This window comes from Bacillus cereus group sp. MYBK220-1, from assembly GCF_051916445.1.
Taxonomy (GTDB): Bacteria; Bacillota; Bacilli; order Bacillales; family Bacillaceae_G; genus Bacillus_A; species Bacillus_A cereus.
This window is the reverse complement of sequence record NZ_JBQAGQ010000001.1, coordinates 515475-533105: the sequence shown is the minus strand read 5'-3', so window position 1 is coordinate 533105 and position 17631 is coordinate 515475. Positions and strand designations below refer to the sequence as shown.

Genomic DNA, 17631 nt, shown 5'->3' with positions numbered 1-17631 from the left:
GTTACAATGAAGGGGAAAAAGGTATTAATTACGAGCGGTGGTTGTCTAGAAAAATGGGATCAAGTACGCGGGCATACGAATATGGCCAAAGGTACAATCGGAAGGATAATCGCAGAAGAACTTCTAGCTAAAGGGGCACATGTTATATATTTACACGGTTATTTTGCGGAGAAACCGAGTGATGTACATAGAGGGTTAGAATTACATCCATTTGAAGGAATCGTTGATTTACAAGATAAAATGAAAAGTATCATATCACATGAAAAGGTTGATGCAGTCATTATGGCAGCGGCTGGATCAGATTGGATTGTAGAGAAAATTTGTGATCAAGATGGTAATGTTCTTAATATGAACGGAAAAATTTCAAGTGATATAGCACCGATTATTCACTTTCAAAAGGCTCCAAAGGTATTAAAACAAATAAAAGAATGGGACCCAGAAACAGTACTTGTTGGTTTTAAACTTGAAAGTGATTTAAATGAAGAAGAACTGTTTGAAAGAGCAAAAAATAGAATGAAAGAAGCAAGGGCGAATGTAATGATTGCGAATTCACCACATTCTTTATATTCGCGCGGGGCTGTGCATTATGTAATTGGACAGGATGGTAAAGGGAAGTTGTGTAATGGGAAAGATGAAACAGCGAAAGAAATTGTCAAAAGCTTAGAGGTATTATGTAATCGTGTCACTGCTTTTTAAAATTAAGTTTTTAGATGAGAATGAATCCGCATAGTAATAAGTAAGCGAAACTTTAATTGGTGGGAATTTTACTTTTACACGAATGTGAAGCGTATACCAATCAAGAGCTATACACAGAATAATTGGTGAGGAGTGGATTCTATGGAACATTTATTAAAGCAAGCTATTAAACTTAGAAATGAAAAGAAATATGCGCAGTCTAAAGAGATGCTTATAGGATTAACAAACTTTACAAAGGATGCAGAAGTACTGTATCAGTGTGCGTGGATACATGATGTAATGGGGCTAGAAACAGAAGCAGTTCCGTATTATGAGCAGGCAATCGCAAATGGACTTGATGGCGAATCGCTTTGCGGTGCTTATATTGGTTTAGGAAGTACATATCGTTGTATAGGGGAATATGAAAAGGCAATTACAGTATTAGAAGCTGGGGTGAAAAAATTTCCAGAGAACGCTCCGATGAAAGTATTTTTATCATTAGCAAAATATAACGTAAACGATTACGAATCAGCGATGAAATTATTACTTGAAACTGTCGTGAAAGTAGAGGAAGTAAAAGAATTTGAACGTGCCATTTCATTTTATAAAGACCATTTAAATGAGGTTTTTAAATAAAGGAGTGAACGTATGAAGGTTACACTATCACGAAGGCGAAAAGGTATTTGGATTGGACTCGTCTCTTTAATTATGCTATCAAACTATTTATTGTATGCCCTTCCAATTGTACCAGTTGCGCCGAAAGAAGTTGTGCTTGGGTCATTATTAGATTGCTTGTTTGTCATTCCAATCATCACATATTTCTTCATTATTCGAAAAAGATACTCGTTAACATATATAGTTCCTGTTGTAATAGCTGGTTATATTTTTGCAAGATTTATTATTCCAAGTGATTATTTACAAGCTTTTTCATTCATCTCTTATATTATTGTTGCGGCTGAAATTGCATTTGTAGGTCTAGAATTATTCCTTCTCTATAAAATTGTTAGAGTGCTTCCTAAAATAATAAAAAAATATAAAGAATATAGAAGAGAAAATTATTCCTTTTCTTATGCAATTGATGCAGCGTTTGACGCTACTATGAAAAGAGGTAAGTTAATAGATGTCATTCTAACAGAGTGTAAGTTAATCTATTATGCGTTTTTATCGTGGCGTGAAAAAGTACCAACAGGTAAATCTGTATACTCATATCATAAAAAGACTGGTGCTATAGGTGTGTATATCATGATTATTCACGCAACAGCAATTGAAAGCATTGGTTTTCATTATTTACTACATCAGTGGAATCCAGTAATAGCATGGATTTTACTTATTTTAAATGTATACGCGATGATTTATTTTATAGCTGAAATACAAGCGATGCGCAAAAATCCACTTGTCGTAACAGAAGAACAAGTAATCATTCAAATCGGATTAGGAAAGAAAATTGTTATGCCATTTACACAAATTGATAATATTGCGTTCTACAAGGGTGAATTGCTAACGGCAAAAGAAGGGAAGCAGGTATTGGATGCAACTGTTATGGAGTTCATAAAAGAACCTGCTACTTTTGAAATAACATTAAAAGAGCCAGTGAAAGCGCAGTTGTTATACGGCTTTTCTAAAACAGTAAGTCGTGTTTACTTAAATGTTGATGAAGAACGAAAATTTTATGATGCGGTTAAGGAAAAGTTAAAACATGAGTAATAGTACTGTTAGTTGCATGAAAACAAATGAGTTTCCGTTAGAAGTGAAAAAATATGAAACATGGATAGTGAAAAACTCTTTCTAAATAAGAAGGAGTTTTTATTATGTACTTGTATAAATCATTATATAAAAAACTATACACTTCTTTATCACTACATAAATGGATATAATTGAGGATAGAACTAGCATAAGGGGAAACAAAATAATGAATAAGTTACTTACATCGAAAATTGAAATTATAGAAAGAAAAATCCGGTATAACTCAACAATAGTAGATTACAATTGCTTATTACTTGAAAAGCAATCACAAAGTATCGTTTTATTTCACGAGGTGCAGTATTCATTTACAATGACTGCAAATGATACTAAGTTAACAATCCCAAAAGGGAGTTATACAATCGCATATTACTGGAGAGATCGTCCGTACAATTTATACGTATGGAGAGATATAAAAGGAAAGTATTTAGGTTCCTATTTTAATATCGTAAAAAACACACAAATAAAAGATGAAGTGGTTTCCTTTGAAGATTTAATCATCGATATTATGGTACTTCCAAATGGAGAATACTTCATATTGGATGAGGATGAATTACCAGAACCATTAGGAAATTTCGAAGGTGGTTATGTGAAGAAAGCTCTTTATGGATTAAAAGAAATCATTCAAAAAGAGCTGCCACCAATAGTTTTGGAGACAGCTAGGGTGCAGAGGAAATAAAATTTAATTACATAAATATTTTGAATGGGAATGAGTAGTCTCAAGTTATATGATCTAACTTTTTTGATAAATCTAAGGTTAGCAGCATATCTCTTGAGATTACTCTTTTTTTGTAGAAATTTCGTCGCTTAGTTATTAAATCGATTTTAAATTTATGAAATAATATTGACTGAATCAAGTTCAGTCGTTTATGATTGAATCAGATTCAGTCGTGGTGAAAACATTGTAGGAGATGACGTATGAAAAGAATATCAAAAGAACCAGATGTAAGACGCCAAGAGTTAATGGATATTGGTTTTGAACTATATATGAAAAATGGTATGAAAGGATTTGGCATAAAAGATGTTGTGAATCATGCAGGTGTAGCAACGGGCTTATTTTATTATTACTTCAAGTCTAAAGAGAATTTTGTTGATGAAGTTTTAAATGACTGTATTGTGAAAAATATGGAGTTAATTGAAGAAATACTTGTTTCAAATGAACGGTCTGTCATGCAAAAGATGAAAGATTCACTAGATATATTTTGGACATTTATTGAAAAGTTAGCGCCCTATAAAAATGTGAGTTCGTTTCAGACGGAACAACATTTTCAACTGGAACAGAAATTATTCGCACGTATGCAACCGTTAATTAGACAAGTAATTGAAGAGGGAGTAAACATAGGGGTTTTTTATACTGATAACTCATTATTAGCTTCTGGGTTTATTCTATACGGTCTTAGCAGTATTGCTCATTCAGAAGTAAAGTTGAATCTAGATACAAAACATGAAATGGTTAATTTAGTATTAACTACACTACGATACAATCAAAAGGAAGGAGAAAGTTTATGAAAATTATTATCGATGGAAATAATATCTCACAAGAGCAACTTATAAAATGGAAAAGAGAACGGATAAAAAAAGTATTATATATATTAGGACATAAAGAGCCTGAAATAAATGATACAGACGTCATGATAAAACAGCTAACGGAAATAAAGTTGCGATATACATACAATGAAATGTACGAAAAGTTGAAATCAAAACTTAGATTAAGTGCAACAGGTATGCGTATCTGTACTCTTTTATCTGGCGATAGACGAAAATTTTCAAAAACTAGTATTTATTTAGATGGGATTACAGCAGAAGAAGCCATACATGGAATTGATAGTTTGATGCTTGAACAATCACGTGAAAATAACAAAGTGAATTTATCTGCTTGTCCTGATCACTATGTACTAAGACCCTTTGGGGAAAATGAATTAGAGGTTATCGAAACTACTGGTAATTCTCCGTTTCCAGTTCAATTTTTCATTGTTTTTGGTGACGAAACCGGATTGAAAACACCGAGAGATAAATCTTATCAATACCAATCAACAGGTGTTGCACGTATGAAAGATGGTACTACTATTGGTGGAGTTCGACATCAATTTAAAGATACTGATACAGGGATAGAAGTAAGTCTAGTTGTTGAGTTCCCAGCCCTTTGTCCTAATAGTCTAATTAAATCCCATCAAATGCATTTAGCGTGTGAGTTTTCTTATTGGTTACAGTGGATTAAAGATCAGAAAAAATAGTAAGTAAACGTCGTTTAAATAAACAAAAGTAAAATGTTCAAACAAATCATATGTATGTTTTAATAAAACCTAGTTGACTTATCGGAAATATTTGTATAATATGTACTTAATTCCATAACGTATTGCTGATTGGAGAAACCAAAGGCATTTTATCAACAGATAAAATGCCTTTGGTTTTTTTATTGCACAAATACTGAATCTGTTCATTTATATGAATCATTTTAAGGAGGGGAAGAAATGACTGTTTCAATCGATGGGGTATCAAAATATTTTTTGAAACAAACTGGTACGGTTCAAGTGCTAGAGAATATTAATTTTCAATTAGAGGAAGGGGATTTTGTTACAGTAATTGGTCCGAGTGGGTGCGGAAAAAGTACATTACTAAAAATTGTTGCAGGTTTAGATAATGATTTTGAAGGTGAAGTTGTTATTGACGGGGAGCCTATCTTAAAAACGAGCAAGAAACAAGGTTTTATTTTTCAAGAACATAGGCTTTTTCCATGGTTAACAGTTGAAGAAAATATAGCGGCAGATTTGTCGTTAAAAGATAAGTATGTGAAAGATAAGGTGAGAGAATGGGTTGAAATCGTTCGGTTAGATGGCTTTGAAAAATCGTATCCGAAAGAAATTTCAGGCGGGATGTCACAACGTGTTGCGATAGCGAGAGCGTTATTAAGAGATCCAAATGTATTATTACTTGATGAACCTTTTGGAGCGCTGGATGCTTTTACTCGAAGTCATTTACAAGAAGTATTGCTAAATATTTGGGAGCAGAAGAAAACAACAATGATATTCGTTACACATGATATAGACGAAGCGATATATCTTTCAAACCGAATCATCATTATGAGTGCAAAACCAGGGAAAATACATAAAGTGATTGAAAATAATTTGCCTTATCCGCGAAATAAAACTTCTCAATCGTTCCAACAACTTCGAACGAAAGTATTACAGCAGTTTGAATATGGAGGGTTGATTCAAACAAGTATATAGGAAAAGGGTGATTTTATATGTATAAAAAATTAAAAATTCTTTCTTTTGCTTTAGCTATATCAGTATGTTTATTAGGATGTGAAAAAAGTACAGCAAGTAGTAAGAAAGAAGATGTAACAATACAAATTGGTATACAGCAAGGGTTAAGCCCGCTATTACTAGCAAAGAAAAAGGGGTGGTTTGAAGAGGAGTTTAAAAAAGAAGGAGTTAAAGTGAAATGGACAGAGTTCCAAAGTGGACCTCCTTATTTTGAAGCAATCGCATCAAACCGATTAGACTTTGGTGAAGTAGGGAATTCTCCAGTCATTTCAGCGCAAGCAGCAGGTATTGGATTTACCGAAATCGCCAATACAAGTTATGCAAGAAAAGGAACTGGAATTCTCGTTCAAAAAGATAGCAAAATTGCGAGTGTAAAAGAGTTAAAAGGTAAAAAAATTGCAGTAGCAAAAGGAAGTAGTGCTTTTAATTTATTGTATCGAGCACTTGATAAAGAAGGGATTGATGCAAAAGAGGTAAATGTCATTCAATTACAACCAGATGAAGCGCAGCCTGCATTTGAATCAGGATCAGTAGATGCATGGGCGATTTGGGACCCTTTCATATCATTACATACGTTAAATAAAGGTGCGAAGGTGATTGCAGACGGTGAAACATTAAATGTCTCTTCACCAGAATTTTTAATTACGAGAACAAAATTTGCGAAAGAACATCCAGAATTAGTTGAGAAATTCCTCAAAGTTTATGAGAAAGCACGTGTATGGCAAGATGCTAACTTAGATGAAGCAATAAAAGTATATACTTCTGTAAAAAAGATAGATGCGGAGATCGTAAAAGAAGTGTTTAATCACGACAAACCAATTTTAGTTCCGGTAACGAAGGAAATAATAGCAGAACAACAAAAGACAGCGGATTTTCAATATAAGCTCGGTTCTATAAAGAAAGAAACTAAGGCGGAAAAAGTTGTAGATAATTCTTTCGTAGAAAAAGCATTGAAAGCGAAGTGAAAAGAGGTTTTGTAAAGTGGAAAATACGAAAGCTGTTATGAAACCAGCGAGTATAACGATTGAGAAAAACAGAGTTAAGAATGTGCGAAAGTTAAATGTAAAAGTTTTAGTAAGGGCAATTACTATACCGGTTATTATATTAATAATTTGGCAGTTAGCTGGCGTATTCGGCCTTGTTTCTAAAACAGTTTTACCAACACCATTAGATATTTTTTTAGCTTTCCAAGAGCTTATTAAAACAGGAGAGTTATTCGGCCATTTAAGTATTAGTGTATTCAGGGCTGCGGCTGGTTTCTTTATTGGTGGGGGCTTAGGAATCATTTTAGGAACGATTGTTGGATTTTCAACGAGAAGTGAGCAATATTTAGATCCATCTGTGCAAATGTTAAGAACTGTACCTCATCTAGCTGTTGCGCCACTTTTCGTATTATGGTTCGGTTTTGGTGAAACATCGAAAGTGTTATTAATTGCAGATGGTGCATTTTTCCCTTTATACGTAAACGCATTTTTAGGTATTAGAGGTGTGGATTCAAAGTTATTTGATGTAGCGAGAGTGTTAGAGTTTAGCAAAAGAAAACTAATTACGAAACTCATTTTACCATCTGCATTGCCTAACCTTTTACTAGGAGCAAGGTTATCGTTAGGTGTTGCATGGGTGAGTTTAGTAGTAGCAGAACTTATGGGATCTACAGAAGGTATTGGTTATATGATTATGGATGCAAGGCAATTTTCAAATACAGATATCGTATTTGTCGGCATAATTATCTTTGCATTTGTTGGGAAGTTTTCTGACTCTCTAGTACGTTTACTAGAAGCGAAGTTTTTAAGATGGCGAGATAATTTTAAAGGTGAGACTGGGAATTAACATATAAATTATTAGGGGTAATTTATATAGAATGTGTTAGTATACGATTCAAAATAAATAAGGGGTGTGTAAAGGCATGGAATTATTATGGTTTATTCCGGCTTATGGAGATGGTCGATATTTAGGAACGACAAAACGAGGAAGAGCAGCTGAATATGGTTATTATAAGCAAGTTGCTGCGGCAGCTGATTATTTAGGATATACGGGTGTTTTACTTCCAACTGGTCAAGGATGTGAAGACCCTTGGGTGTTAGCTTCAGCTCTTGCTGCTGAAACAGAAAAATTAAAATTTTTAGTAGCAGTGAGACCAGGACTAATGTCCCCTACAGTTGCAGCGAGGATGGCATCTACATTTGATAGAATTTCAGATGGGAGACTGCTTATTAATGTAGTAGCTGGAGGAGATCCAGTTGAACTACAAGGAGATGGATTATATCTTGATCATGATGAAAGGTATGAAGCAGCGGATGAATTTTTAAAAGTTTGGAAATCGACATTGCAAGGTGAAACGATCTCTTTAGAAGGAAAACATATTCAAGTTACAGATAGTAAAGTTGTATTCCCACCAGTTCAAACGCCATATCCTCCTATATATTTCGGAGGATCATCAGCTGCTGGAAAAGAAGTAGCAGCTGAACATAGTAATGTATATTTAACGTGGGGAGAGCCGCCAGAGCAAGTAAAAGAAAAAGTAGAAGAAGTAAGAAAACTTGCAGAAGAGAAGGGGCGTACAGTCCGATTTGGCATTAGATTACACGTAATTGTAAGAGAGACAGAAGAAGAAGCATGGGAAGAGGCCGAACGTTTAATTCAATATGTGGATAATGAAACAATTGAGCTTGCTCAAAAGACATTTGCAAGATATGATTCGGTTGGTCAAAAACGGATGACACATTTAAATAAAGGTACGAGAGAGTCGTTAGAGATAAGCCCTAATTTATGGGCTGGTATCGGACTTGTAAGAGGTGGGGCAGGTACTGCACTTGTAGGCGATCCGCATACAGTAGCAGAAAGGATAAAAGAATATGAATCGTTAGGAATTGATACGTTTGTTTTATCAGGATATCCGCATTTAGAAGAAGCGTATGAAGTGGCAGAATTGTTATTCCCATTATTGAAAGACAAGAAGAAAGAAGAAAATAAAATTGTTGGTGAAATGATTGCTGATGCATATGCATTAAAAAAATAGTGAGAAATAAAGTTTCACTTATTTATTGCTTCATTTTGTTTACTGCCTGTTAATAGGGTATAAAAAATCCGCAAGTTATTCGCTTGCGGGTTTTCATCGTAAATTATTAGAAAATATGGTAAAATCAAAGGGTAACTTAAGGTGCGGTTGGTTGTTCAATTATCACTTCTCCGAGTAGGAGGGGGGTGATAATACGTGAGTGAAATAGCGTTGCTACTGCAGGGTGGACTGTTTCTCGTTGCATTGTTAACGTTCGTCGTCGTTTTAATAGACAAGCTCAAAAAATAACAACCCACCTATGCCTATAGAATGTGGGTTGTTTTGTTTGTAAGAAACAAATAGGATAAATGAACAATCCAATCTGCTAAGTTACGTGGACTAGTGTGTAGCCGCACACTAGTCTTTTTTATTTATATACAATTTATAATTGGTTTATGTGATTGTATTGTTCTTTTCATACTCATTATAACACAGTGTCTTTTCATCAAGAAAGGAGACCATATGTTCTGGTATCTATTATATAGTAGGTGCTTTTTCTTTGAACAGCCCATCCATATACTGTTTTAAACTTTGGACATAAAATTTCTGTGTATTCACATTATTTACACCGACAATGGGTGATGGAAGGTCAAATCTTTTTTCTGATAAATGAACGACAACATCAAAGATGTCAAACAAACGAATGAAGCAAAACAGACCGTCTTTATCGCTAAGTAAAATAAAGTAATGATTTTCACTACTTGTATTTAACGTATTCCATAAAGAACTTTTGCTTAAATCACGTACAATACTTTTTTCTTTTAGTTCCACGAAATCTGCATTTGAGAGAATGGTAGAAATATCAATCGCATCTTGATCTTCAAAGTAGCCATCAACTGCTTGTACAGCGAATGTATAAGCCATTTTTAATATACTCATTTTATATTTACGGTTATCTAATAGTAATTCCCGTTGAATAGAACTCGCTACTTTCGTTACACGTTCCTCTTTCCAAATTTCATTATGTAAGGAAATATCGTGCTTTTTACATAGTTTCATAATTAATGCATTAGAATAAAGAATTTCGTCGCTTACTTCGACAACATCAGTCTCAGCAGCCGCAAGTTCCTCACCGTGCTCATTCGTATAGAGTGGGGAATCAATTTGTCTTTTCATTTGTTCAATCTTAAATTGACTCAATTTATGCCTAATTAAAGGACGATCAATATTTGTTGTCATTTGTTCATGACAAGTATCACAAATTGAGTTTGTGAAATAATATCCACATAATATTTCTGGAATGACATATTGTTCACTAAGTTCTTTCGTATCTTTTCTGCATATGATGCATTGTGTCATTTTTATCACCTTTACCTGCAAATTTGTATGTAATCTCATTGTAGTGTATTTATCGGTATTTTGGAATATTGTAAAGGAAAATATTATGTGAAATTCATACTTATTTTGGTACAATGAAGAGAAGTGCTAGTTTAAAGGAGGCCGTTTTTTTGAAATCAAAAGTGCACTTTTGGACATTAGAAGTGCTAATGGTTGTAGGAATCATATTTATTTGCACAAAAATATCATTTTTATTTCAACCGATTGGTATCTTCATATCAACATTATTTTTCCCAATCTTAATCGCGCTTTTTTTATACTTCATATTTAATCCTGTATTAATCTTTTTGGAGAATAAAAAAGTACCTAGAAATTTAGCGATATTGCTGTTATATCTTTTTATCATAACATTAACTGCGGTTGGCGTTGGAGTAGTTGTTCCTACGATTTCACAACAGCTAATGGACTTAGTAAAAAATATGCCAGGCTACATAAAAGAGGGAAAAGTATACATACAAGAATTATCACATCATAGGTTGTTTGAATGGTTATCTACACAAAACTACGTTTCCATTGAAACAATTGAAAAAAATGCGATTGAATACTTAAAAGATATACCAAATACAATTACGTCGAGTGCAACGGCTTTATTTGGTATTATCACGAACGTTGCATTAGTTGTATTTACTGTACCGTTCATTTTATTTTACATGTTTAAAGATGGACATGCCTTTCCAGGAAAAGCGGTAAGTTTATTACCAGAGTCTTACCGTGAAGAGGGGCTTCGTATCATTAAGGAAACGAACGAAACATTATCTGCATATATTCAAGGGCAAGCGCTCGTTTGTATATTTGTAGGTGCGTTTACTTTTATCGGTTATTTAATTATCGATTTACCGTACGCTTTCGTTTTAGGAATTATCGCAGCATTTACAAACATCATTCCTAACTTAGGTCCATTTATCGGGGCAGCACCAGCTGTTATTGTAGGACTGTTCGTATCTCCGATGCAAGCCTTATACGTAATTATTATCGTAACAATTGTACAACAGTTTGAAAGTAATATTATTTCACCACGTATTATGAGCTCGAAATTAAACATCCACCCATTAACAATTATTATCCTAATTTTAGGGGTAGGAAACTTTGCTGGAATCATCGGAATGATTTTAGCAGTACCAGTTTATGCAGTAACAAAAACAGTTGTTTCGAACTTAGTGAGATTGTTTAAGACGAAGAGAAGTAACCGAAAATAGTAAAAACTGAGGAAGATACACCGCTTTTTAAGTGGTGTATCTTTTGTTTATAAATAAATAATTAAAAGCGGGTTGATTTGATTTTATTATATATTTTTTATACATCAAATTCAGTGATAAACTTGTGTGATATAAGCTCTATAAAACTATGACTATGTGGAATCCCTCTGAACTATCCAAATCATTTCCTTACAGCGTGCTATCAACATCATAATCGACTCCTTTCAATTCTATATAGTTAAACGATTAAAGGTGAGTGTAGTACTTGCTTCTACGATCTCGAATTTCATCAATAACTTGTTTATATTGTCTTTCTTGTTTTAATTCATTTTGAGATATTGTTTCTTTTTGAATCGTAATCGTTAAAAAGAAAAGGTGAAACTTCATATGTGAATTCCTCCTTTCGAATTGGAATTACAGATGACTACAGTAATGACTTTGTCTTTCTTTTACAGAATTCATAGCCTGATTAATTTGTCGTTCATGAAGCATTTCAGACTCAGAAAATTTATTTCTTTGAATGGTAATGGTTAAAAAGAATACTTTAAATTTCATAAAATAATTGCCCCTTTATAAATGATTTAGAAAAAACGAGTGTAATAAGAAATTATAGGTGACTACAGTAATGACTTTGTCTTTCTTTTACAGAATCCATAGCCTGATTAATTTGTCGCTCATGAAGCATTTCAGACTCGGAAAATTTATTTTTTTGAATGGTAATGGTTAAAAAGAATACTTTAAATTTCATAAAATAATTACCCCTTTATAAGTGATTTAGAAAAGACGAGTGTAATAAGAAGATTGACGCTCTTTTACTTCGTCCATAATATTTTGAATGTGTTGTTCACGTAAAATCTCTTTCTGTGAGAGCTTACGTTTTTGAATAGTGATTGTTAAAAAGAATGCTTTAAATTTCATGAATATATTACCCCTTTAAAATATATTTTTAATACATTTGAGTGTAGTATGAACTTTTAATGTCAGTTATTTTATCAGTCAGTTGTTTTAACTGTTGTTTACGATTGATTTCAGTTTCAGATAAAGTATTTTTTTGAAGTGCAGTCGTAAAAAAGAAAATATGAAAAGTCATAAATGAATTCCTCCTTTCGAAAAGGAATTACAGGTGATCACAGTAAAGTGCTTGGCGCTCCTTAACATCATTCATAGCTTTTTCAATTTGCTCATTATGAAGAATTTCATCTTTGGAAATTGTATTTCTTTGAATCGTAATACTTAAAAACAATACGCTAATAGTCATTGAATGTTGCTCCTTTCTTAGAAAAATAATGTAAGAGACTAAAAAATCGCGCAAAAAAACCACAGGAAGATACAGTTCTCCTATGGCTGGGCGTGAAAAAGCCACAGGAAAGTATACGACCTCCTGTGGCGAATTTATGAATTAAATGAAATAAAGTACGATTTTCAATTCTCCATTAGGGTGGTCGAATTCATATTTAATTGTCCAGAAAACACAGGTGCAGTTAACGCTAAAGTTAATGCATGTAATTGTAATTTCATCATTTCCTTCGACCTCCTTTTAGAATTTTTTTCTTACGTTAGTAAGTATATACAATTAATGGATAATTGTAAACATAAAAAATGAAAATTTTTAATTTTGATTAAAATGCGTATATTTAAAAAGGGATTTGAAAGTAAATATTGTAATTAACGAAATATCGATAAAAATGGGGGATGCTAAATGAAATATATGCATCATAACATGATCGTTATGCTAACAATTTTTTTATTCATTGCGGCTTGTTCTAACGGAGAAAGAATAAAAGATATATATGATGTTAGGTCAGATGATTTTAAGAAATATACTGGGACATACGTTGGTAATAATTCAGATGTGGTTGCAATTGTTAATCATTTACCCGGTGGTGGAACAGTTCAAAGTATAAGTTTAGAAAAGTTTGGCGGGAAAATAATAATCATGCTATATGAAAACTTCTCATTTGAGAAGTTTTTTTATTTTTATAGGTAAGCAAAACAAGTTGTTGAAGGGCAGGCTATCATAGAATATGATACATATTATAATGAGGAAAAGTTGAGGGGATAAAAATGCGTACAATTTTACTTTTTCTAAACAACATGTCCATCGATAAAATAGAGAACATTAGACATAAACATGATCCTTTAGTTGGATTAATTCCACCGCATATAACAATCGTATTCCCATTTGAAAGTTCGATTTCAAATGATGAGCTGAAATTACATATTATAAATGTATCAAAACCGATACAGAATATAGAAATTGAATTTACGAATCAAATTACAAGTGAAAGAGAATATTTGTTTTTACGAGTTGAAAAGGGGAAAGAACAAATAGAGGAACTACATAATATTCTATATACAGGACCTTTATTACAATTTTTGAAAGAAGACATTCCGTACATCCCGCATGTAACAGTCGGAAGAAAAGAAAGTGCCGAATTAGCTGCTGAAGTAGTGAAGGAGATTCCTAGTTTTCATGGGAAGTTAAATTGTTTGATTGATAGAATAAGCGTGGAGCGAATTGGAGAGAACGGGGAATCAATTATTGAATTTGAAGTGCCATTTCTAAAAAGCTGACAAAAGTCAGCTTTTTATTTCGTAGCATGAAGTAATGCACCAATTGCACCGCTATTACCACCATCTTGTAAAAAGATTGGTGTTTTATTTTGATATTCGGTGTAGCTACTAATAATATGTTGAAGTTGTACGTTATTACATAAAGTCGAACCAATATAAATAATATGTTCAATGTTTTTTGTTTCAGCGAATTGAAGGCTTAATGCAGTAACGACTTCACCGACAAGTCCTTGTACAGTAGCTAGTATATCGGAGCTACTATTATTTGATTCTGTAATGGCTGCTTTTCCGAAGTTACTAGCAGTTAAGTTATTATCGATAGGGGAAAGAATACCACCATAAATATCTCCAACCGTAATATCTAGTTCTTTTCTAGATCCTACTTTTGTTAGAGGTATTATATCTTCAAAATGATCTATATTTGTTAACAATTTTGAGAGTCCCATAATAGTCCCACCGCCAACTCCGGTTCCACCAGCGCGAATATATTGTTCATTATAAACATAATGGATAGAAGTACCTGTACCGATATTGGTTAAAATAAAATTGTTTATAGTATGTTGTTCTTCTTTTAATATGAATTGGACACCTGCAAGAGTAGCTTCAAATTCGCTTAGCTCTATTATTTTATATGAACCTGTAAGCAGTTGCTGTAATAGTTTCGATTTACCACCCGTAATACATATTTGTTTTATGCCATTGTTGTTTTTAATCCAATCTATTATTTTATGTTGTTCATGCGAATAAAATTTTTCAAAAGTTAATAGCTTTTTTTTGTTAAAATAAGCTATTTTCGTTAATGTGCCTCCAGCATCGATACCGATAGTACGTTCCATTTTCCTGCTCCTAACTACGTAATATATTTTCCTATTTACTTAATTGGTTGAGAATAGATATTTCCAACTGATATAAGGAACATTTTAATCTGCTTGATATATTAATAGTTTTTCTATAGTTACAATAGGCTGGTCGTTTACAGTTGCAATACCTTTACCAAGAACAAAACCTCGGCGATTGCGCGTTAGCTCATAATGTAAATCAAGTTTATCACCGGAATATGCTTTTCCGTGGAATTCAATTCCATCTAAAGAGGAGAGGAATCCTAGTCCTTCAGAATCACTTGTATGTACAAATGCACTAAGCTGAGCAAGTGCTTCTACAATTAACATATGAGGCATATGTTTGTGACTATCATTTATAAACCATTCGTTATTTGTAATGAGTTTATATCCTGTAACGAATTCATCTTGTTTTACATTTGTTACTTTATCAATCATTAAAAATGGATAACGATGGGGAAGTGTGTCTTTAATATGCATATGAAAGTACCTCCAATTAATAATACCCCTGCTAAAGTTAAGCAGGGGAGTCGGAATTAATTTTTAACTAATTCATTTACTTTTTCAAGAACGAAAATGCCGCTATTTCTAATGTTTTCAACAACTTGTTGCAACACTTCTTTATCTTGAACGAGTGCAATACGTACGAAGCCTTCTCCGTGAGGTCCAAATGCATGACCAGGTGTAACAACGACATTCGCACGATCCATTAATGCATAAGCGAAGTCTAGAGAAGTCCACCCTTGTGGAATTTCTGCCCAGACAAACATACTACCAGCTGGCTTATCGACATTCCAGCCAAATGTTCGGAATCCATCGACTAAAGTATCTCTCCGTTCTTGATAAATATTGCGGTTTTTCTCACAAAATGCAGCGCCATTTCTTAGTGCTGCAGATGCCGCTTTTTGAATTGGTAAAAATACACCGTAATCGGTATTAGATTTAAATTGAGTAAGTGCACGAACAATTTCTTCGTTTCCAATCATATATCCAATACGGCTACCCGCTAAACTATAACTTTTTGACAAAGAATTGATTTCTACACCAACTTCTTTAGCACCAGGTACAGAGAGGAAGCTAATTGGCTTATTACCATCGAAATAAAATTCAGCATAAGCAAAATCATGGACAACGATAATATTATGCTTTTTCGCGAATGCGATTACTTCTTTAAAGAAATCTTCATGAGCCATTGCTGGAACGGGATTCCCTGGGAAGTTTAAAATCATCATCTTTGCTTGATCGGCAATTTCTTTAGGGATGACTTCTAAGTCTGGTAAGAAATCATTCTCTTTCTTTAAAGGCATGTAGTAAGATGTTGCACCAGCCATTTGAATACCTGTTTCATAAGCTGTATATCCTGGATCAGGAACTAATATAATATCACCTGGATTTGCATAAACCATAGGTAAATGAACGAGCCCGTCTTGTGAACCCATTAATAATAAAACTTCTTTATCCGCATTTAATAAAACGTTATGAGTGTTGTTGTAATATTCAGTTACAGCTTCGTGAAATTCTTGAATACCTGATAATGTATACCCGTAGCTCTCTTTCTCACTCGCTGTATGTACCATTGTTTCTCTTACAAAATCAGCGGGCGGCATATCAGGATTTCCGATGCTCAAATCAATCATGTTATGACCTGCTGCAATTTTTTCTTTTTTATAGGCTCCTAATTCACTAAATATAGAAGATTGGAATGCTTTCATTCTAGTTGCTAACGTGTAAGTCATCAAAACCCCTCCTAAAACAGTGCTTTCATTCTGCGTTTTTAATTATTCTGAAAACACATGTTTATATTTTATCATTTTTTTATGAAAATTAAAACGATTGACAAATTTAGAGGAAGGATTAGCCTATTTTGAAAAGTATCGATGTAAATAGCGTAGATGTGTTAATTGAAATGTCTATTATAGGATTCATTTTATATAACTTAAGGTATTTTCTAGTTTTTATTAAGTATATTTCTCATGTTTTGAATGAAAAAGAATACGAAAACAAGGGCTATTTTTGTGGCCGATTTCTAAAGTGAAATAACGCAGAAAATATTTTCTGCGTCTCCTCTGAAATGTAATCATTTCTTTTTATATGTGCATAATTTTTCGGCTGTCAAAAAGTATACATTTAATGTACCGTCGGCAACTTTTAAAGTTTGGTCCGATGTAAATGAATTACCATAATCAATGTGATATACATTAGAATTTTTGACAAATGAGCCTTTATATAAATCGTCTTTATTCTTTGTTGTCTGCATTTCTACTAAATTTTGCACAATTTCCTCTTTATTTTCTTTTTTGACAACTGTTTCAAATTTATAATATACAGGGCATTCACCTTTTTTATTGTCAACGACTTCCCAAGAACCGTATATATCGTTATTGCTGCATCCACTAAGTAGGATGATTAGTATAGGAATTGTAAGTAGAACCTTTTTCATTTTGTGCTCCTTTCTTTTAAATTTGAATAAACGTGCGAATACGATAGGGATATTATAATAAATAAAGTTTAAATTTTTTTAAAGAATTATTTAATTTCATATAAAAATTTAAGAGAAATTAAATAAGCATGAATCTAGTGTAAAGTCAGATTCATGCTAGTACTATAGCCTATGTTATGTCTTTTTTGAGGATAAATAAAGAGGAAAGCAGAATCACTATTCCATTTAATATATATACGCTTGCGATCATAAAGGCTAACGTACCTGCGCCAAATCCTGCTTTATCGAATATAGAAGCAAATGTTGCGATAGTCAAAAAAATAATGGGAGTCAGTAGTAAAAATATGAAACCTGCCACGATTCTTTTTTTTAAACTATGTCCAGATAAGGAAATGGCTAAAAAGTTTAGGATGCTAAACAGAGCAATTGCAAAGAGCAGGACAATAAATACTTCGATGCCATCAGACATTTTACCACTCCTTTTATAAAGAGTACTTTTTATAAT

The 17631-nt window shown here is 33.1% G+C and carries 25 protein-coding genes and 1 pseudogene; 14 read left to right on the top strand and 12 right to left on the bottom strand.

The window, feature by feature from the left end:
• Positions 1 to 6 precede the first annotated feature (6 nt).
• The 11 genes from ACTFRU_RS02795 to ACTFRU_RS02745 all read left to right on the top strand — a co-directional run bounded on the left by ACTFRU_RS02795 (position 7) and on the right by ACTFRU_RS02745 (position 8988).
• The gene (locus ACTFRU_RS02795; RefSeq protein ID WP_000676726.1) at positions 7 to 696 is read left to right on the top strand and encodes a phosphopantothenoylcysteine decarboxylase domain-containing protein; all 690 of its coding nucleotides are present in this window, start codon (positions 7 to 9) and stop codon (positions 694 to 696) included.
• A gap of 141 nt (positions 697 to 837) precedes the next feature.
• Entirely contained in the window at positions 838 to 1311 is a 474-nt protein-coding gene (locus ACTFRU_RS02790; RefSeq protein ID WP_290101082.1) for a tetratricopeptide repeat protein, read from the top strand.
• A gap of 12 nt (positions 1312 to 1323) precedes the next feature.
• Positions 1324 to 2379 carry a hypothetical protein gene (locus tag ACTFRU_RS02785; protein WP_290101081.1) on the top strand — a complete coding sequence of 352 codons (1056 nt, stop codon included), beginning with the start codon at positions 1324 to 1326 and terminating at the stop codon, positions 2377 to 2379.
• A gap of 205 nt (positions 2380 to 2584) precedes the next feature.
• Positions 2585 to 3094 carry a DUF402 domain-containing protein gene (locus ACTFRU_RS02780; protein WP_001037886.1) on the top strand — a complete coding sequence of 170 codons (510 nt, stop codon included), beginning with the start codon at positions 2585 to 2587 and terminating at the stop codon, positions 3092 to 3094.
• Positions 3095 to 3333: 239 nt separating this feature from the next.
• Positions 3334 to 3924, top strand: a complete 591-nt coding sequence (locus ACTFRU_RS02775) for a TetR/AcrR family transcriptional regulator (RefSeq protein WP_000822621.1) — start codon at positions 3334 to 3336, stop codon at positions 3922 to 3924.
• The gene (locus ACTFRU_RS02770; protein ID WP_290101080.1) at positions 3921 to 4649 is read left to right on the top strand and encodes a hypothetical protein; all 729 of its coding nucleotides are present in this window, start codon (positions 3921 to 3923) and stop codon (positions 4647 to 4649) included. The genes ACTFRU_RS02775 and ACTFRU_RS02770 overlap by 4 nt, the downstream gene beginning before the upstream one ends.
• Before the next feature lie 237 nt (positions 4650 to 4886).
• A complete protein-coding gene (locus ACTFRU_RS02765; protein ID WP_000218576.1) occupies positions 4887 to 5642 on the top strand; it encodes an ABC transporter ATP-binding protein in 756 nt (251 codons plus the stop codon).
• Positions 5643 to 5659: 17 nt separating this feature from the next.
• On the top strand, positions 5660 to 6646 hold the full coding sequence (locus ACTFRU_RS02760; protein WP_440037446.1) for an aliphatic sulfonate ABC transporter substrate-binding protein: 987 nt from the start codon (positions 5660 to 5662) through the stop codon (positions 6644 to 6646).
• A 16-nt stretch (positions 6647 to 6662) separates the two neighbouring features.
• Positions 6663 to 7511: an ABC transporter permease gene (locus ACTFRU_RS02755; RefSeq protein ID WP_000432128.1), complete on the top strand. Its 849-nt coding sequence runs from the start codon at positions 6663 to 6665 to the stop codon at positions 7509 to 7511.
• A gap of 76 nt (positions 7512 to 7587) precedes the next feature.
• Positions 7588 to 8700 carry an FMNH2-dependent alkanesulfonate monooxygenase gene (ssuD, locus tag ACTFRU_RS02750; RefSeq protein ID WP_000422246.1) on the top strand — a complete coding sequence of 371 codons (1113 nt, stop codon included), beginning with the start codon at positions 7588 to 7590 and terminating at the stop codon, positions 8698 to 8700.
• Positions 8701 to 8895: 195 nt separating this feature from the next.
• Positions 8896 to 8988, top strand: a complete 93-nt coding sequence (locus ACTFRU_RS02745) for a putative holin-like toxin (protein ID WP_001289320.1) — start codon at positions 8896 to 8898, stop codon at positions 8986 to 8988.
• Between the two features lie 228 nt (positions 8989 to 9216).
• On the opposite strand, the gene ACTFRU_RS02740 is transcribed toward ACTFRU_RS02745, so the two are convergent.
• A complete protein-coding gene (locus ACTFRU_RS02740) occupies positions 9217 to 10038 on the bottom strand; it encodes an HNH endonuclease (protein WP_000189709.1) in 822 nt (273 codons plus the stop codon).
• Positions 10039 to 10187: 149 nt separating this feature from the next.
• Between ACTFRU_RS02740 and ACTFRU_RS02735 the strand changes: the two genes are divergently transcribed.
• Positions 10188 to 11273: an AI-2E family transporter gene (locus ACTFRU_RS02735; protein ID WP_000837892.1), complete on the top strand. Its 1086-nt coding sequence runs from the start codon at positions 10188 to 10190 to the stop codon at positions 11271 to 11273.
• 246 nt (positions 11274 to 11519) lie between these two features.
• Here ACTFRU_RS02735 and ACTFRU_RS02730 read toward each other — a convergent pair whose 3' ends face one another.
• Genes ACTFRU_RS02730 through ACTFRU_RS02705 form a run of 6 tightly spaced genes read right to left on the bottom strand, consistent with a single transcriptional unit; the run spans position 11520 to position 12531 of the window.
• Positions 11520 to 11660, bottom strand: coding sequence for a YrzI family small protein (locus ACTFRU_RS02730; RefSeq protein WP_000668497.1), 141 nt, complete (start codon positions 11658 to 11660; stop codon positions 11520 to 11522).
• Positions 11661 to 11687: 27 nt separating this feature from the next.
• Complete coding sequence (locus ACTFRU_RS02725; RefSeq protein WP_000669816.1) at positions 11688 to 11828, bottom strand: YrzI family small protein; 141 nt, start codon at positions 11826 to 11828, stop codon at positions 11688 to 11690.
• Between the two features lie 52 nt (positions 11829 to 11880).
• Positions 11881 to 12021 carry a YrzI family small protein gene (locus tag ACTFRU_RS02720; RefSeq protein WP_000669805.1) on the bottom strand — a complete coding sequence of 47 codons (141 nt, stop codon included), beginning with the start codon at positions 12019 to 12021 and terminating at the stop codon, positions 11881 to 11883.
• A gap of 26 nt (positions 12022 to 12047) precedes the next feature.
• On the bottom strand, positions 12048 to 12191 hold the full coding sequence (locus ACTFRU_RS02715; protein ID WP_000668963.1) for a YrzI family small protein: 144 nt from the start codon (positions 12189 to 12191) through the stop codon (positions 12048 to 12050).
• A gap of 28 nt (positions 12192 to 12219) precedes the next feature.
• On the bottom strand, positions 12220 to 12363 hold the full coding sequence (locus tag ACTFRU_RS02710) for a YrzI family small protein (RefSeq protein ID WP_000142708.1): 144 nt from the start codon (positions 12361 to 12363) through the stop codon (positions 12220 to 12222).
• 27 nt (positions 12364 to 12390) lie between these two features.
• Positions 12391 to 12531: a YrzI family small protein gene (locus tag ACTFRU_RS02705; RefSeq protein ID WP_000156193.1), complete on the bottom strand. Its 141-nt coding sequence runs from the start codon at positions 12529 to 12531 to the stop codon at positions 12391 to 12393.
• Between the two features lie 441 nt (positions 12532 to 12972).
• Here ACTFRU_RS02705 and ACTFRU_RS02700 point away from each other — a divergent pair.
• Positions 12973 to 13203: pseudogene (locus ACTFRU_RS02700) on the top strand (DUF4825 domain-containing protein); the annotation flags it as partial.
• A 134-nt stretch (positions 13204 to 13337) separates the two neighbouring features.
• The gene (locus ACTFRU_RS02695; RefSeq protein WP_001259210.1) at positions 13338 to 13847 is read left to right on the top strand and encodes a 2'-5' RNA ligase family protein; all 510 of its coding nucleotides are present in this window, start codon (positions 13338 to 13340) and stop codon (positions 13845 to 13847) included.
• Between the two features lie 14 nt (positions 13848 to 13861).
• Here ACTFRU_RS02695 and coaW read toward each other — a convergent pair whose 3' ends face one another.
• The 5 genes from coaW to ACTFRU_RS02670 form a co-directional block, all read right to left on the bottom strand.
• Positions 13862 to 14683 carry a type II pantothenate kinase gene (coaW, locus tag ACTFRU_RS02690; RefSeq protein WP_000442501.1) on the bottom strand — a complete coding sequence of 274 codons (822 nt, stop codon included), beginning with the start codon at positions 14681 to 14683 and terminating at the stop codon, positions 13862 to 13864.
• An 84-nt stretch (positions 14684 to 14767) separates the two neighbouring features.
• Complete coding sequence (locus ACTFRU_RS02685) at positions 14768 to 15166, bottom strand: 3-hydroxyacyl-ACP dehydratase FabZ family protein (RefSeq protein ID WP_000547648.1); 399 nt, start codon at positions 15164 to 15166, stop codon at positions 14768 to 14770.
• A 56-nt stretch (positions 15167 to 15222) separates the two neighbouring features.
• The gene (locus tag ACTFRU_RS02680; protein ID WP_000222701.1) at positions 15223 to 16422 is read right to left on the bottom strand and encodes an LL-diaminopimelate aminotransferase; all 1200 of its coding nucleotides are present in this window, start codon (positions 16420 to 16422) and stop codon (positions 15223 to 15225) included.
• A 341-nt stretch (positions 16423 to 16763) separates the two neighbouring features.
• A complete protein-coding gene (locus ACTFRU_RS02675) occupies positions 16764 to 17126 on the bottom strand; it encodes a hypothetical protein (RefSeq protein ID WP_000757017.1) in 363 nt (120 codons plus the stop codon).
• Between the two features lie 169 nt (positions 17127 to 17295).
• The gene (locus ACTFRU_RS02670) at positions 17296 to 17595 is read right to left on the bottom strand and encodes a hypothetical protein (protein ID WP_065484089.1); all 300 of its coding nucleotides are present in this window, start codon (positions 17593 to 17595) and stop codon (positions 17296 to 17298) included.
• Positions 17596 to 17631 lie beyond the last annotated feature (36 nt).

What these genes read in the sequence shown, in the direction of transcription:
- ACTFRU_RS02780 (WP_001037886.1), top strand. Translation starts at nt 2,585, where the DNA reads ATGAATAAGTTACTTACATCGAAAATTGAAATTATAGAAAGAAAAATC.
- ACTFRU_RS02675 (WP_000757017.1), bottom strand. Translation starts at nt 17,126, where the DNA reads ATGAAAAAGGTTCTACTTACAATTCCTATACTAATCATCCTACTTAGT.
- ACTFRU_RS02725 (WP_000669816.1), bottom strand. Translation starts at nt 11,828, where the DNA reads ATGAAATTTAAAGTATTCTTTTTAACCATTACCATTCAAAGAAATAAA.
- ACTFRU_RS02680 (WP_000222701.1), bottom strand. Translation starts at nt 16,422, where the DNA reads ATGACTTACACGTTAGCAACTAGAATGAAAGCATTCCAATCTTCTATA.
- ACTFRU_RS02715 (WP_000668963.1), bottom strand. Translation starts at nt 12,191, where the DNA reads ATGAAATTTAAAGCATTCTTTTTAACAATCACTATTCAAAAACGTAAG.
- ACTFRU_RS02720 (WP_000669805.1), bottom strand. Translation starts at nt 12,021, where the DNA reads ATGAAATTTAAAGTATTCTTTTTAACCATTACCATTCAAAAAAATAAA.
- ACTFRU_RS02770 (WP_290101080.1), top strand. Translation starts at nt 3,921, where the DNA reads ATGAAAATTATTATCGATGGAAATAATATCTCACAAGAGCAACTTATA.
- ACTFRU_RS02795 (WP_000676726.1), top strand. Translation starts at nt 7, where the DNA reads ATGAAGGGGAAAAAGGTATTAATTACGAGCGGTGGTTGTCTAGAAAAA.
- ACTFRU_RS02740 (WP_000189709.1), bottom strand. Translation starts at nt 10,038, where the DNA reads ATGACACAATGCATCATATGCAGAAAAGATACGAAAGAACTTAGTGAA.
- ACTFRU_RS02670 (WP_065484089.1), bottom strand. Translation starts at nt 17,595, where the DNA reads ATGTCTGATGGCATCGAAGTATTTATTGTCCTGCTCTTTGCAATTGCT.
- ACTFRU_RS02710 (WP_000142708.1), bottom strand. Translation starts at nt 12,363, where the DNA reads ATGACTTTTCATATTTTCTTTTTTACGACTGCACTTCAAAAAAATACT.
- ACTFRU_RS02695 (WP_001259210.1), top strand. Translation starts at nt 13,338, where the DNA reads ATGCGTACAATTTTACTTTTTCTAAACAACATGTCCATCGATAAAATA.
- ACTFRU_RS02685 (WP_000547648.1), bottom strand. Translation starts at nt 15,166, where the DNA reads ATGCATATTAAAGACACACTTCCCCATCGTTATCCATTTTTAATGATT.
- ACTFRU_RS02760 (WP_440037446.1), top strand. Translation starts at nt 5,660, where the DNA reads ATGTATAAAAAATTAAAAATTCTTTCTTTTGCTTTAGCTATATCAGTA.
- ACTFRU_RS02790 (WP_290101082.1), top strand. Translation starts at nt 838, where the DNA reads ATGGAACATTTATTAAAGCAAGCTATTAAACTTAGAAATGAAAAGAAA.
- ssuD (WP_000422246.1), top strand. Translation starts at nt 7,588, where the DNA reads ATGGAATTATTATGGTTTATTCCGGCTTATGGAGATGGTCGATATTTA.
- ACTFRU_RS02775 (WP_000822621.1), top strand. Translation starts at nt 3,334, where the DNA reads ATGAAAAGAATATCAAAAGAACCAGATGTAAGACGCCAAGAGTTAATG.
- ACTFRU_RS02765 (WP_000218576.1), top strand. Translation starts at nt 4,887, where the DNA reads ATGACTGTTTCAATCGATGGGGTATCAAAATATTTTTTGAAACAAACT.
- ACTFRU_RS02730 (WP_000668497.1), bottom strand. Translation starts at nt 11,660, where the DNA reads ATGAAGTTTCACCTTTTCTTTTTAACGATTACGATTCAAAAAGAAACA.
- ACTFRU_RS02785 (WP_290101081.1), top strand. Translation starts at nt 1,324, where the DNA reads ATGAAGGTTACACTATCACGAAGGCGAAAAGGTATTTGGATTGGACTC.
- coaW (WP_000442501.1), bottom strand. Translation starts at nt 14,683, where the DNA reads ATGGAACGTACTATCGGTATCGATGCTGGAGGCACATTAACGAAAATA.
- ACTFRU_RS02705 (WP_000156193.1), bottom strand. Translation starts at nt 12,531, where the DNA reads ATGACTATTAGCGTATTGTTTTTAAGTATTACGATTCAAAGAAATACA.